Origin of the sequence: Spongiactinospora rosea, from assembly GCF_003315795.1 — a bacterium.
GTDB classification, from domain to species: Bacteria; Actinomycetota; Actinomycetes; order Streptosporangiales; family Streptosporangiaceae; genus Spongiactinospora; species Spongiactinospora rosea.
Map to the genome: position 1 here is coordinate 1 of NZ_QMEY01000052.1, position 14,067 is coordinate 14,067.

Annotated in this window: 10 protein-coding genes and 1 pseudogene; 3 read left to right on the plus strand and 8 right to left on the minus strand. The window is 63.3% G+C overall.

What is annotated here, in order from left to right; genetic code table 11:
- Positions 1-603: helix-turn-helix domain-containing protein (locus tag DP939_RS44545; RefSeq protein WP_199565840.1), on the minus strand; the 603-nt coding region annotated here is incomplete at its 3' end.
- 114 nt (positions 604-717) lie between these two features.
- Here DP939_RS44545 and DP939_RS49685 point away from each other — a divergent pair.
- Positions 718-888, plus strand: a pseudogene (locus DP939_RS49685) (IS701 family transposase); the annotation flags it as partial.
- On the opposite strand, the gene DP939_RS44555 reads toward DP939_RS49685, so the two are convergent.
- The 7 genes from DP939_RS44555 to DP939_RS44580 form a co-directional block, all read right to left on the minus strand.
- Positions 822-2,996, minus strand: coding sequence for a prolyl oligopeptidase family serine peptidase (locus tag DP939_RS44555; protein WP_113986888.1), 2,175 nt, complete (start codon positions 2,994-2,996; stop codon positions 822-824). The pseudogene DP939_RS49685 and the gene DP939_RS44555 sit on opposite strands and share 67 nt — an antisense overlap.
- Before the next feature lie 536 nt (positions 2,997-3,532).
- On the minus strand, positions 3,533-3,667 hold the full coding sequence (locus DP939_RS49015) for a hypothetical protein (protein ID WP_263972397.1): 135 nt from the start codon (positions 3,665-3,667) through the stop codon (positions 3,533-3,535).
- Positions 3,668-3,749: 82 nt separating this feature from the next.
- On the minus strand, positions 3,750-6,314 hold the full coding sequence (gene lanKC / locus DP939_RS44560; protein WP_158579016.1) for a class III lanthionine synthetase LanKC: 2,565 nt from the start codon (positions 6,312-6,314) through the stop codon (positions 3,750-3,752).
- A 569-nt stretch (positions 6,315-6,883) separates the two neighbouring features.
- Positions 6,884-7,519 carry a LuxR C-terminal-related transcriptional regulator gene (locus DP939_RS44565; RefSeq protein WP_113986890.1) on the minus strand — a complete coding sequence of 212 codons (636 nt, stop codon included), beginning with the start codon at positions 7,517-7,519 and terminating at the stop codon, positions 6,884-6,886.
- Positions 7,507-8,805, minus strand: coding sequence for a sensor histidine kinase (locus tag DP939_RS44570; RefSeq protein WP_199565841.1), 1,299 nt, complete (start codon positions 8,803-8,805; stop codon positions 7,507-7,509). Before DP939_RS44570 ends, DP939_RS44565 begins: the two co-directional genes overlap by 13 nt.
- 45 nt (positions 8,806-8,850) lie before the next feature.
- Positions 8,851-11,382, minus strand: coding sequence for an FtsX-like permease family protein (locus DP939_RS44575; RefSeq protein WP_113986891.1), 2,532 nt, complete (start codon positions 11,380-11,382; stop codon positions 8,851-8,853).
- A complete protein-coding gene (locus tag DP939_RS44580) occupies positions 11,379-12,107 on the minus strand; it encodes an ABC transporter ATP-binding protein (protein ID WP_225878939.1) in 729 nt (242 codons plus the stop codon). Before DP939_RS44580 ends, DP939_RS44575 begins: the two co-directional genes overlap by 4 nt.
- Before the next feature lie 674 nt (positions 12,108-12,781).
- Here DP939_RS44580 and DP939_RS45830 point away from each other — a divergent pair.
- Positions 12,782-13,096: a hypothetical protein gene (locus DP939_RS45830; RefSeq protein WP_147268418.1), complete on the plus strand. Its 315-nt coding sequence runs from the start codon at positions 12,782-12,784 to the stop codon at positions 13,094-13,096.
- A 635-nt stretch (positions 13,097-13,731) separates the two neighbouring features.
- Positions 13,732-14,067 (plus strand): hypothetical protein (locus DP939_RS44590; protein WP_450097549.1); only part of this gene is annotated, 336 nt, incomplete at its 3' end.

Sequence of the window (14,067 nt, forward strand, 5' to 3'; positions counted from 1 at the left end):
GCGGGCGGCCATCGAGGTGCGCGACCAGTGCGTGGCGTTCTTCGGCGTCTGCTCCAGTGTCGCCACCACCACCTGCTCGACCTGGTCCACGGTGATCGACGGCGGACGGCCGGGCCGGGCCTCGTCGATCAGGCCGTCCAGCCGCAGCCGCAGGAACCGCGACCGCCACTTGGACACCGTGGCCGGATCCACCCGCAACTCGGCGGCGACCTGCTTGTTGTCCTTGCCGTCCGCACAGGCCAGCACGATCTTCGAGCGGGTCGCCAGGATCTGCGACGACTTGGCCCGCCGCGCCCACCGCCGCAAGGTCTCCCGCTCGGCGTCGCTCAGCGTCAGCCCTGCCTTGGGCCGCCCCGGCCGGGGCTCATCGACCAAGGACTGCACCCCGCCCCGCGCGAATATCGAACGCCACTTGCGCACGGTATGCACCGACACCCCGAGGTCGCGCGACACCTGCGCGTTACTGGCGCCCGGCTGCGCGCACGCCGGCACGATCCGTGCTCTGATCGCCAGCCTCGACGGGTCGGCGGCCACGGCCATCAGCCGGGCACGTTCGGCATCGGTCAGCCGGATCTCCACTGCGGATGGACCTGAAGTCGACACACAACGAGCATACATATTTATGCGACGAATTTCAGGCGCATGACACTAGTAGTGCTTTGTTAGGTCAGCCTGTTGTGACTGGCCGGTGTCACCGTGTGATGGTTCGCTGCGGGTGTGACCCCCGAACAGCTCGCGCATACCCGGCAGCGGCTGGAAGCGTTCGCCGCTGAGATCTTCACCCCCTTGGCCCCCCGCGATCAGCGGGCCAAGGGCCTGACCTACCTGCGCGGCCTCCTACTGGACGGCCGCCGCAAGTCGTTGAAGACCGGCCTGGGACTGGACCATTTCGAGGGCTCGCTCGTAGACGATCGATCTCCGGGAACTGCCTCGGTCTTGCGGGCATCCGCCCACGAGGCGAAGGCCATGACTTGGGACAGCAGGGATAGTGAGTCGTCGAAGGGGCGAGCGCCGTGACCGCCGCGGAGAGTGAGGACGTGGATGTCCTCGGGTCGGGCGCCGTACGACTGGAGCTTCCCGCCTAGTTTGTAGGCATGGAAGGCAGGAACTCGAGTGTCCTGCTGAAAGGCGATCAGGAGTGTCGGCGGATAGGTCACGTCCGCCACGACATTGTGGTACGGCGAGTATTGTCTGAGCGCAGTGAAGTCGGCAGGCGATGCGGAGGACCCATACTCGTTTCGCCACGACATTCCTGCTGCGCTGCGATCGTAACGAAGCATGTCCGTCAGCGGTGCGACGGCGGTGACAGAACTGAAAAGATCGGGGCGCTGGATAGAAGCGGCGCATGCCAGCAGGCCTCCGTTGGAGGTCCCATAAAGGGATATCCTCCCTGGCTCCACCATTTCGTTCTGCGTCAGCCACTCGGCAACATCGATGATGTCGTGAACGGCGGCAGCCTTGCCGACGCGTAGTCCCGCTTCACGCCACGCACGGCCGTAACCGCCACTACCACGGGGATCGACGTTTACATACAGCCCGCCCTGCTCGATCCAGGCGATCGCCGTCGGGGAGTAGTGCGGTGTGCTCGTCACGCCGAAGCCACCGTAGATGCTCATCAGCGCCCGTCTTTCTGACGGCGATGCGACTGTCCCTGTGGTAGGTCTACCCATGGTGAGTAGCATGGGTATGTCATTCCCGTAGCGCGAAGGCGCATCCGCGCGCTTCGAACTGAGGGATGTCCGCTCACGATGAGTGGTGCCGTGTGGGGTCAGGGCGCCCGACGAAACGTCGTACTCGAAGACCTGTGGCGGGCGTGACGGGTCGGTGTAGGTGAACCAGGCTGTTGAGCTGTCGAGCGGGTCAACCCCGATGCCGCTCACCGTGCCGAACCCTGGCAGTGGAATGGTGTCGAACTGAGCGCCGTCGAGTGCGTGGACAGTAACGCGGTGAGCTCCATTCGCCAGCCAGGTCGCCAAGATTCGATCTTGGCCTCGACGTCGGTCATGCACGAACGTGGTCTCGCGCAGTTCCGCATGCTGCGTCCCGATGATTATGGTTTCCCATCTGTCGGTACCGACGTGTTTTGTGAGGTCGAACCTGTAGAGCCCGCAGCTGTCGTGGAGTCCGTCAGTGAGCGCGTAACCCAGACCGTCAGGGCCTATGAATACCGTCGTGATCGCATTCCTCGGCGTCTGCACAGAAATCCAATGAAAGTCTTGGACTTGGTCAGGGACCCGTGCGATGCAGACAGTGGTGGCTGCTGCCGGCCCGGGCGAGTGGGTTGCCACTATCCAGCACTCGTCTCGACTCACGGTCAGGGAATAGCGGGAGGGGTGGGATAAGCCCGCGCCGAGTACTTCGACGTCGAGTTCGAGTGGGGTTCTGGGTTCTCGTAAATACACCCGCCGGCCGGAGACGGCGTTACCGCTGTCCTGCTCGATACCGGCGGGCGTTCGGACATAGAGGAATCTTTTCAGCTTGGAGAGCCAGATCACCGGCGAGTACCGAGTGCCGCCGACCGGCCCGTCAAGGATTCGATCTCGTAGCAAGTCGAGGATGTACAACGCGGATACCTCTGTGTCGTCGTCAGCCAATTGGAGCGCCGCGATGGACCCGTCGAGAGAAAGCTGGTACATGGTCAGCTTCTTGCCGCGCAGGTGTGAGAAGCCTGGCGTGTTCAGTACGGGCTGCTCGCCGCGATCACGGCCTCCGACCCACAGCTCCGCAGGCCGGTCGTCTGAGGCTTCCTTCGTCAGAAAGTACCGACGTCCTCGCCAGATGGGCTGGGAGGGGACCGCGGGGCGGGCCAGCTCTGTGAGCGTCTGACGAAAACCGTTCACGTCGAGGTTGCTTGACGCGAACGTCATGAAGTCAGCGTTTTGCTGCCGGCTCCACGCTATGACCCCAGGATTGCGTAGATCTTCAAGCCATCGGAATGGATCTGCAATCCAGACACCGTGGTAGAAGTCTCCTGACGGTTCATCTGTGATAGACATTTCGCATCACTTCCCAATACTACGATTGAAATTCGGCCTTGGCTTTCCTTGTCAAAAGCCTCACGTCTCGAATCCGTCGAACACATGCTTTCGGACGAGCGCGTCGTGCTCGGGGTGAACACCGGTCGAGTGGCGAGCCCGCGCTCGCTAGGAGGTCTCTGCCGTCAGACCCGCGCAGACGCAACGGAAGTAGGGAACGCATGAATGGGGCTCGCCGCGGGCGGTCACGCCCGTCGGCTTAGCCTTGTGCTCGCGCTCGTAGGCAGGTCGACATGGGCAGTATACGTGTAATCGATGGAAGCGCATATCGGGAGCGCATGTCACGGTGGCGATCAATAGTTGCCTGCCATGCCTGGGGCCCGCTTCCCGGCATCGGCATCGAGTGAGACCGGTTCCTCGATGCCGATGAGCATGCTCGGGCGGGGGCCGGAGAAAGATCTTTTATGATTGCCGTGCCTACTTTGTGAAATGTCGGGGTGCCCCCAGGGAGTGAGGGCACCCCGACGTCCTCCCTGCTGGTTAACAATCCCTGCTTGCTAGCAGTTCGCGAAAGTCCACGTGCTCGGCCAGCCGGGGCACGGCGAAATCACGCTGAGCGTGCTGATCAGCGGCGCCTCGAGCTCGCTACCCTCGACGGAGGGAAGCTCCTGAAGCTCCAGGATGTTGTTCACGATATTCACCTCCAATCTCGTTTCCCGTTGGGTTCCGGGTCGCCCGCGCGGACGTTTTTGGGGGAGGCTGATTGGCACCCCATCAGGACCGTTTCATTGCGGGCAGCAGCACCATGCCGCGCTCCATGCCTGTGAGGGCGAGGAGGACTCCGGCGCTGCCCGTCGCGAGGTCCATGGAGAGACGGAGCGACTGGTTCCCTCGATATGCGACCTCGCCTTGGTAGCTCACGGCGTGGTAATTGAGCATCTTCAGGTGATGCTGCGCGGCTTCTTCAACCCGAGCTGCTGGGGCGAAGAGTGAGCGGTGCTGAAGATAGACGAGAATGCCTGCAAGCCCGTAGGTGAGTATCGGCATACCGAACTGGTCGTAGTAAGCGCTGAGGAGGATCTTCTCCTCGATCTCCTCCAGCTCGTCGTCCGGTGTGAATGCGGCGAATTCGCGGATCGCCATTCCTATGCCGAGGGCACCGTGCGCTAAGTATGGTAAAGTACGCCATTTGTCGTCGGCTTCGAGGGTGCCCGTGTGAGTCTCGATGCATCGTTCGAGGTCCCGTGTTATCGCCGCGCGTGCCATTGTTAGGAACTGTCGATCTCCGGTCCGGCGGTAGACTTCGATCCAGGCGAGCGCGATTCCGGCCAACCCATGAAGGTAGCCTGGTTTCAGCTCCGCCGAGGTGGCTGAGTCAATGGCACTCCACGAACGTTTGGCGTCGCTGATCGCAGACGCCTCGAGTCTTGTGTCAGCAAGGTGATCGGCAACCGCGAGGGTGGCGATGACTGTGCCGGCAGTACCGCTCCAGATGGAAAGATCGTTGTTTGATCGAATGCGCTTGGCTGCTTTTATGGCACGTAAGGCGTGGTCGGGGCGACCGAGGGCGAGTAGCGCCACTGCGACCCCGTGCGTCCCGACGTACAGTCCGCCAGAGTCAACGGTGTCGACGCGGTCGATCAGCCACTCCACGTGATCCGGCGGTACGGTCTCCGGCGAGAAGTGCGCCAGTGTGTAGAGCACCCCGGCCGCGCCGTGAGCCAGGGTGACGTTGCCACCAGGTTGGAACTGATCGATGTCGCCGGGGTAAAGCCGTTCAGTTGCCGGTGTTGCGGCCGCGACGATTCCCGCCGCGATGGAGTCACTGAGCCTCCGAGTCGAAACATCCTCGTTCGACATCACCGCGCGCACGACGTTGTTCTGAGTGAGTCGCCACCGCTCTCTTGCGACGTTCTCTCGCAGGAGGCTCGACTCGATCCTGCGAAGCGGCTCCACGTCACGCCTGAGACTTGAGACGAATGTGTCCGGCAGATCGAATTTTGCTGCCGCCAGCGAGAGGAGCTGCTCGAACTTGCGCACATCATGGTCTGTAAGTATTGCCTGATTGACGAATAGGTCCAGTTTGAGGACGGCCATTGCCCAGCGATCAGCCGCTTCTCCGGAGAGGTAGGACGGAGGATGATAGCCGGGCGCACCCTGTGGTGAACGCCATTCCGGATCGTCGACGGCGCTGAACTCGAAATCAATGAAAACTGGCTGGTCACCGCGCAACATGATGTTCTTCGGATGCACGTCACCGATGACCACACCCCTACTGTGGATCTGCGCGAGGCCGCTGTCGAGGCGCTCGGCTATGTTAAGGGCCCACTGGCGAAAAGCGCTCTTTTCGCCGGCCGTCTGATTGAACAGCGGTTTCAACGCTGGAGTTCGATGCATCGCGGCGCGCTTCAGGTCGAGGCCATCGATATACTCGATCGCCAAGAAGTGGTGCTCGCTCATCGTGAAGCTCTCAAACGCCCGAGGTACGCAGTAGAGCCCTTGCAGACGTTCGAGTACCTCCCATTCGCGGCTCAGCCGAGTGGTCGCTTCCACACCATGGATGTCAAGCCCCGCGTATGGCCGCCCCTCTTTGAGGACGACGTCGGTCCCAGAGACAGGATCTTCCGCGAGGTACACGCCGCCACCGTTCGAGAAGTGCAGCGCGGTCTTGGGTCGATATCTCAGCGCGGACATGTCGGAAGGTATGCTGATATTCTCTGCCAGGAATGACGGGATCTCCACCCAAGATGGTGGATGGAAGCCTGGCGAGCGCTTGTCCTCGTGCAGCTGCCCGTGCGGATCAATCAGCGGAGGGATAGGGGAGGAATCGATGGCACCGTCGTGGGTGAACGCGCCATAGCGGACGTAAAGGGGGCCGTTCTTCCAGCGAACGTCGCTGAGGATGCGGGGTCCGGGCGTGCCGCCGACGATCGCGTCAAGTTTACGAAGTGTCTCAAGTAGCTGGTGTTCGTCGGCCGGGTAGATCGTTACGAACTTCCCACTCGACGCGCGGTTTGCGTACTTGGAGTTGATGGAGAGCAGCCTTTCGAGGCTGTACAGGTGCTTGAACGGCAGATCGTTCGCGTAGCAGTACGCCGCGATGTGCTGAAGAAGGCCCGCCGCTTCCGCGAGGTTCGAGCTGGCGTGAACCTTCCATCCCTGCCGAGGTAATGTGTGCCCTCTTGGTCGCCACAAGACCCACGGGTCGATGTCGAATCTTTCCCAGCGCCTCTCAGGTGAGACTGATATCTCAAATGGCTGTTCGCGGATGCGAAGCGGGCTTACGTAGAAGCAACTGTCAGGCTGGCAGTAATCGAAGTAGCGGGTGTCGACCGGCAATGCGCTGCCCCCTAGGTCCGACTCCAAGATCTCTTCGGTCCTTCGCCGGAAACGTAGCATAAGGCCCGTCATGCTTACTAGGCTCTAGATGAGTAATTCCAAATCGAGTAGCTCGCCATAGACGGTAAGTGATCGGAGGGGGGTGCTCGGTCGGTGCTGTTTTTCCAGATGGTAGCGGCAAAGCCGGGACGCGCTGGGTGGCCGTGTCACTGGGTGTTCACCTGCCGTGAAATTTAAGGGCGAGCCGGCCGGGGAGTATTGAACGACTCAATCGGATGACGGATCGGCTTAAGGCAATGCTGATACGTGTTCTTTCGATTTCCGAGCGTGGTGTCGTGAGTGCCGGGCTCCTCGGCCGCATGCGCGACCGGGCGCGCTGTCCGGTATGATGCGGGCGGCTCCGCCTTTGAAGTCCTGCTTGAATTGTCGACTGCGCCCTGCCTCAGCTTTCCCTTTCGGTACTCCCGTAACCTTTATTGGAGTCCTGCCGAAAGATGCAGGGCCATCCTGAGGAGCAGTGTGCCTACTATGGGAGGAGAGGTACCTTACTCAAGCGAACAACGTCGCTGTCATTGCCGCAGGTAGGTCAGGACGGCCTGGACCCGCTTGTGCACGAGGTCGTTGTCGCTCAAGCCTAGCTTCGCGAACACGCGATTGATGTGCTTGGCGACTGCGGCGTCGCTGATGACGAGTTCTGCGGCGATCGCCGTATTCGTTTTGCCCTCGGCCATGAGTGCCAGCACTTCTGTTTCGCGCGGCGTGAGTTGCTCGATGCGGCTGCGCCGTCGTAACAATTGATGCACAACGTGCGGATCGATCACTTCGCGGCCCTCGGCGACGGTTTCAAGTGCGGCGAGGAACTCCTCGACGTTACCGACGCGGTCTTTGAGGAGGTAGCCAATCCCGCCGTTGCCGGAGCAAATCAGGTCGGCTGCCTCCCGGCCAGAGACGATCTGAGAGAGTACGAGGATGCGTGCGTCCCGGTTTTCGCTGCGTAACGTGTGTGCGGCCTTGATGCCTTCGTTGCTATGGGTCGGGGGCATACGGACATCGACGATGGACAGATCCGGCTCGTGGACGCGGGCGGCGTCAAGGAATTGTTCCGCGTCTCCTACACATGCGACAACCTGGTGTCCAGCGGCGTTCAGCAGCGTGGCGAGACCTTCGCGGAGAAGAACGGAATCCTCGGCGATCACGATGCGCACGGCACCTCCAGGCTCACACGGGTAGGCCCTCCGGCGGGGCTGTAAAGATGGACGCTGCCGCCTAGGGTCTCGATGCGGTCGACGACACCGATTAGCCCGGTGCCGCGCTCTGGTGACGCCCCGCCATTTCCGTTGTCCTCCACGATGACAAGCAGGGTTTTCTGGAGTGTAGGTGCAACGTTGAGGGTCATGGTGGTGGCTTCGCTGTGCTTGGTGACGTTAGTGACGAGCTCGCTGATGGCGAAGTACAGCCCGACCTCGATATCCGAATCCAGATCCGCTGGGATGGTGAGCTGGATATGGGTGGTGAGTCCGCCGTGCTCGCTGCGGGAGGCCAGTTCGTTGAGCGCTTCGGTGAGGCCGTGCTCACGCAGCGCCGAAGGATAGATGCCGTGCACGATCTCCCGCAGCTCATCGACAGCACGCTGGGCATCGGCACTCGCCTGTTCGAGGAGAGGCTCGATCTCGTTGCCCCGATGCAGCTGATACCTCATGATCCCCAATGTCATGATTAGCGACGTAAGACGCTGCTGAGCGCCATCGTGCAGGTCGCGTTCGATTCGTCGTCGTTCCTCGTCGAAGGCAGACCTGATGCGGGCACGCGAGCGGGTCACATCTACGAGTCGTTCGGTCAACTGGGTCGACGGCTCACTGATGAGGAGCCGGGACAGGTACCGCTGGCCCTCGGCTGCGATGGTTACGAGATAGAGGCCGGCAACGAGCAGGATGACACCGAGTATCACGGACCCGAGCTGCGCGATCGGGTTCTCGTTGACAGTCGCGGTCGGCAGATCCGACACAGCGGTAACGGCGTCGGGATCGACGCCCAGGGCGAGGATCACGAACAGAGCGGTGCCGGTGACAATCATGGCTGCCGGAACGAGCAGGGCGACGGAGAGCACAGCGAAACTGAACAGCGACAGCGGGACTAGCAGAACCCCGTACAGCAGCTCGGTCCAGGTCGCCCGTTCGCTGAGGCGCAGACGCACCCAGCCGCCGAACCCGTCCGAGGTGCCGGGGACGTGCGGGTCGGGTATCGGACGACGATCGACCCACCGAAGGCGCCGTCGTTCGATGTGGCCGAGGGGAAGCCCCGCCAGAGCCAGCGCAGGCCAAGAAGTGAACAGCCATATGCCCGCCACCACCGGCGTGGAAGCGAGGTAGACCAGCGATCTCCACGGCCACGAGGTCCCCAGCAGCCGGACCGGGTGCCGACGCAGCGCATTTCCTGGCGCGTCGACTGGCAGCCGAGCGGAGACACCGATTGGCGTGGGGGGACTGGTCACGTTGTCCTTCTTGGCTCGGCTCTCTGTGTCTTCCCGGTCATGATCTCAGCGCGCCGCCTCTAGTGCGCCTACCTTCATGGCGGTTCGGGCCGGTGCGAGAGTTCCAACAGCGGCAGCCAGGTATGCGCAGGCGATGATCGCGACGAAGCTGGGGCCGACGAAGGGCAGCCAGATCGTATCGGTGAGCAGGTACCCATATCCGACCATGGTCACCGCGGCGATCGTGCTGCCGACGACAACCGCAGTGGTGGCGAGCAGCAGGGATTCGACCAGGAGCGACTTGGCGACCTGAGAACGTCGCGCGCCGGCCAGCCGGAGCAAGGCGAACTCCCGGCGGCGCGACATGGTGAAGCTGACCAGGACATTGACAGCCGACACTCCTGCGTAACCGCCGAGGATCACCACCACCAACTGGATGATCCAGTTGTCTCCGCCCGCCTGCGTGGCCACCTGTGCCAGATGTTTGTTGCGATCTGTGGCCTGTGCTCCGGGGGCGACAGAGGCCAGTTCGTCGTTGATCGCCGCCAGGGTCGTGTCCTGGTCGGCTCCGGGCTTGATCGCGACGTAGACGGCCGAGGCGTAGGGCTCCAGCAGGTGCGGGGCGAGCTTTGAGACCGGAAGAATCATGTCATTGACCCCCATAAGGTCACGGTAGGTGGTGCTCAGCACCGCGCTGCCCGGTGTTCCGTCCGGGTAAAGGAAGGTGACGGTGTCGCCGATCCGCCACTGCTTCTCTTCGGCCACGATTTGCGACACGCCGATGCTGTGCTCGCCGAAATCCGCCCAGCTCCCCGAGATGACGTCATAGGTCAATACCTTGCTGAACCCGGCCGGGTCCACACCAGTGACGGTCCCGTTGGACCGCATCGTTGGCGGGGTGTCGATCACCAGACGTGAGGAGACGCTCGCCGACGCCGCTGCGACGTCTGGCACCTGTTCGATCGCGTTGATCGCGCTGAGTGGTACACCGAGCTGGACCCCGCCGGATACGACGGCATCAGCGGTCACTTGCCCGGCATAGACCTGGGCTCGTGCCTGATAGTTCGCGCTGTCCTGGAACATCAGCACTGCACTGACTGCGACCAGCAATGTCAGTGGAACTGACACCCCGGCCGCTCGACGCAGGTCGGAACGGATCGATCGCTCGGCGGCGAACCCCTCGAACCAGCGACGTAGAAACGAGCCGAGCGGTGTCAGCACGCCGCGCAGCAGGTGCGGCCCCAACAGGACCGCCGCCCCGATAAAGAGCAAGAACGCGGTTACCACTAGCAGTAGCGCGGTCGCGCCACCCGCCGTCGCCACTGGACCGCCTATGGCGAGCGCTCCCGCCATGCAGACTGCGGCCGCCGTCAACAAGACCCAGCCGAAGACCGATCGCCCGGCTCCGGCCTGACCGGCGGGGACATCGGACTCTCGCAGCGCTTCCAGCGGTGCGATACGCGCGGCGCGACAAGCGGGAAGCCAAGCCGCGACGAGCGCCGCCCCCACAGCTGCGCCGATTCCCATCAGCAAGGCGAACGGCTCAGCAGAGACCGTGGCACCGCGGGCCATCAATCCTTGTGAAACGAAGAACCGTCGCGCCACTTCAGCCAGAGCGATTCCGGCTCCGGAACCGAGAACCCCGCCGAAGGCTCCAATGAAGATCGCCTCCCAGGTGATCAGGCCTCGGAGCAGCCGTGACCTGGTCCCCACGATGCGCAGCATCGCCAGCTCGCGGCGCCGCTGTCCAATCGAAACGGTGAGCGTGCTGGAGATGACGAACATCGCGATCGTCAGAGCCAGGAACGCGATGACCATCAGAAACTGGTTGGAGCCACCGGCGAGCTCGGCCTGGCGCAGGTCAAGTTGAAGGCTGCCCGCTCGCGCCTTGCCAGTGATCACCTCAAGCCTGGGGACGGCGGCTCGGAGTGCTGCGGTGTCTGTTGTCGACACCAGTGCCATGATGGGTGCGCCGCCGAACCGTGAGGCGGTCTCGCCGTTAAAGAACAGAGCGTGCTCGAACTGCTCGCCCGCGCGCCGGGCGATGCCGCTGACCGTGAACTTCTCGGTGCCGGTGGCGAGCTGGATCCGCACCTCGTCACCCACGCTGACACCGCTGGCCGTGGCAACAGACTCGTCCACCACGACATCGCGGGCGGTCATGGGCTCTCTGCCCTCGGCAACCGTGGCGCCATCAGCGATCGCGGTCGACCAAGGATGCCCCCAGGAGCGGGTGAAGGCGTCGCCGATCATCGTGCTGTCCGAATTCACGAGATAAGCAGGAAAAGGCGGCTCCAGAGCGATGGAGGTCACTCCCGGAGCGTCGCGAATGGCCTCGATCTGGGCAGGGCTGAGCCGGGGCATGGACGGCAGGTCAAGTTTGAGCCCGCTGGTGAGCGTCACGCTCGCCGGTGGTTTGACCACCGCATCGACGGCGCCAAACCGCCAGCTCGTCACGCTTGCCGTGCCTTGCCGCTCCTGGGCTCCCGCGACCAGCAGGGTCGCCGTGACCAGCGCCGAGCCCACGACGACTGAGATCAGCGCTGCCAGGATCGCGAGCTTGCGAGTCGCCAGGCTGCGCCAGGCAATCGTGATCACGTCGCCGTCCTCCTCGGCGCCAGCCGCGCCAGAATGTCCTCGGTCGACGGGTTTCTCGTCTCCGCCTCCACACGACCGTCCCGCAGGAAGACGACCCGGTGAGTATGCGCTGCGGCGGCAGGGTCGTGCGTCACCATCACGATGGTCTGCCCGAGCTGTTCGACGGCCAGCCGCAGAAAACGCAGCACTTCACCGCCAGTGTGCGAATCCAGGTTGCCCGTCGGCTCGTCGGCGAAAACGACGGTGGGACGGTGCGCTAGCGCCCGGGCGATCGCCACCCGTTGCTGCTGACCGCCGGACAGCTCACTCGGGCGATGCCGCAATCGGTCACCCAGATCGAGCACCTGCACCAGATGCGCCACCCACTGCCGATCCACTCGGCGCCCACCGATGCGCTCACTCAACGTGATGTTCTCTTCGGCTGTCAACGTCGGAACCAGATTGAACGCTTGGAACACGAACCCGAGATGGTCACGGCGGAGCGTAGTCAACTGCGCTTCGGATAGGCGTGAGAGGTCGCTCCCGCCGATGACCACCGAGCCGGATGTCGGCCGCTCCAAGCCGGCGAGGCAATGCAACAACGTCGACTTGCCCGACCCGGACGGCCCCATGATCGACGTGAAGCGCTCAGCCTCGAACCCCACCGTCACCCGGTCGAGGGCGGTGACGGCAGCGCTGTGCCGGCCGAATGCCTTCGACAGTTCTGAGGCGAAGACCACAGGCATGCTGCCCGGGTCCGCCGATGAAGAAGAGCAGTGCGGTTGAGGTGGAACTGGCGGCGAACTCGTCATAAGTCAATCCCACGCCGTGGGCCACCTTCGCGACAAGGAAGCTGTCCACCGTTTTCGTGGTAACGCTGGCGTTACCCCTCTCTCGCGCACGATGTTGCCAGGCAAGGTCGGCGTAGCATTCGGGGTGCTCAGATCGACCGCCGTCCGCCCTCTGACCAACGGCATCCGGCACTCGGCTAGAACCTGGGTGGCTGTGTGCTCCCAGCTCAGACTGGTTCTGTACAGCGCGGAAGTACAGCAACGCAGCCGCATGGAGCCGTGCTCTGTCGGACGCCATCACACCGTTGAGCAGGGCGGCGAGTCCATCACCATGGTGGCGGGCCTGGATTGTAAACAGCAGGTCAGGGGTTCAATTCCCCGCGTCGGCTCGTAGGTGAGAAGCCTTATTTGTGATCATCAGGATGGGCTCTCTTCCTATTGTGGGAGATTTTGGGGAGATCATTTCCTTTCGAGTGGTATGGCCATGGCACGTCCTCGATGATCTGCGCCTAGCGTATGGGGAGCCGACTGAAGAGTGCATCATGCTGACAGGACGGGTCACTGCACGATGGACATGTTCAAGACGTCCGGCGTGCCATTGCCGAGTCCCTGGATGTCCTTATGGGCAGGTGAGCGACCTGGCCGAGGCGGCCGGCGTCGATCCCAAGACCATGGAACGGGTGAATCATCCACGGCCGCATGCCGTACCGCAGTCACCGGTTCGCCGTGGCCGCGTTACTGAGCGCGGAGGAGTCCTTGCTGTGGCCGAGGCGCTGTTTCGTGAGCAGGTGGCCGCCGCCTCTGAAAGCGAGGCTGTGATCCGTTATCCGCACGGCTGGGCGGCGGGGGCCGGCGGGGAGAACGGCGGGCTGGTCTACAGCGGCATGTTCCTGGCGGATGATGCCGGGGGCGGGTGTGGATCCTGCATGGCGACCCCGAGCTAGATCGCCATGGTGACCTCGATGTCCGGGGGCCCACGATCGCCTGGACGTTGTGGGGCGGCATACCGAGGATGAGTCGGAGCCTCACGCAGGTGTGGCGGAGGTCGTGAGCCTCATGTCTTCCAGGTCCGCAGCATCGCAGATTGTGTTCCAGCCCCGGCTCAGATTGTCCGGCTGCATCGATCCAAGTCCGGTCAGGCGTTCCGCGCGTGTGATCGATCACGCGAATACGATCGCTCTGGCGTGTGCGAACCAGTCGAGCCGCGCGCAGTCCTTCCGCGGGGGCTTCAGATGGAGCGGTCTGAGCATGGGGGCGGCGGGCGTGGGCCGCAAGGCGCCGTCACATAGTCGTCGTGTCAATCCCCTCAAACCGTGGAGACGGTCCTATGCCACAGCAGCCCTCAGCAGGGCCGTTGATGCTTGCCTCTTCTCGATCATCAGACGTTCGAATGTGACAGGCGGCAACCCGTCGTTGGCACTGTGTCCCAGCCGACCGGACAACACAACCGGCGGCGATGGGAAGGGCCACTGCTTCGTCGATGCGTGCGATGTTGAGGAGGGGCCCGGTGAGTGCCGTTTCGGCTATCCCCGCCGCTGGTGGATCTGGTGGACGTTCTCCGCGAGATCCGGTCCGAGCCTTGCAGCACACGCTCTACCGGGCGGCCAAGGCCGAGCCCGGGCGTCGATTCCACGCGCTGATGGACAAGATCTACCGCAGAGACGTCCTGGCGCGCGCGTGGCTGACGGTGCGTGGCAACAACGGCGCACCGGGTATCGACCAGGTCACCCTGGCCAAGGCCGAGGAGTACGGCGTGGACCGGCTGCTCGGCCAGTTGGCCTGCGAACTACGGGAGGGACGCTATCGTCCGCTGCCCGCGCGGCGGGTGCTGATCCCGAAGCCGGGGGTGCGGGAGGAGTTGCGCCCGTTATCGATTCCCGCAGTTCGTGATCGCGTTGTGCAGGCCGCCGTGAAG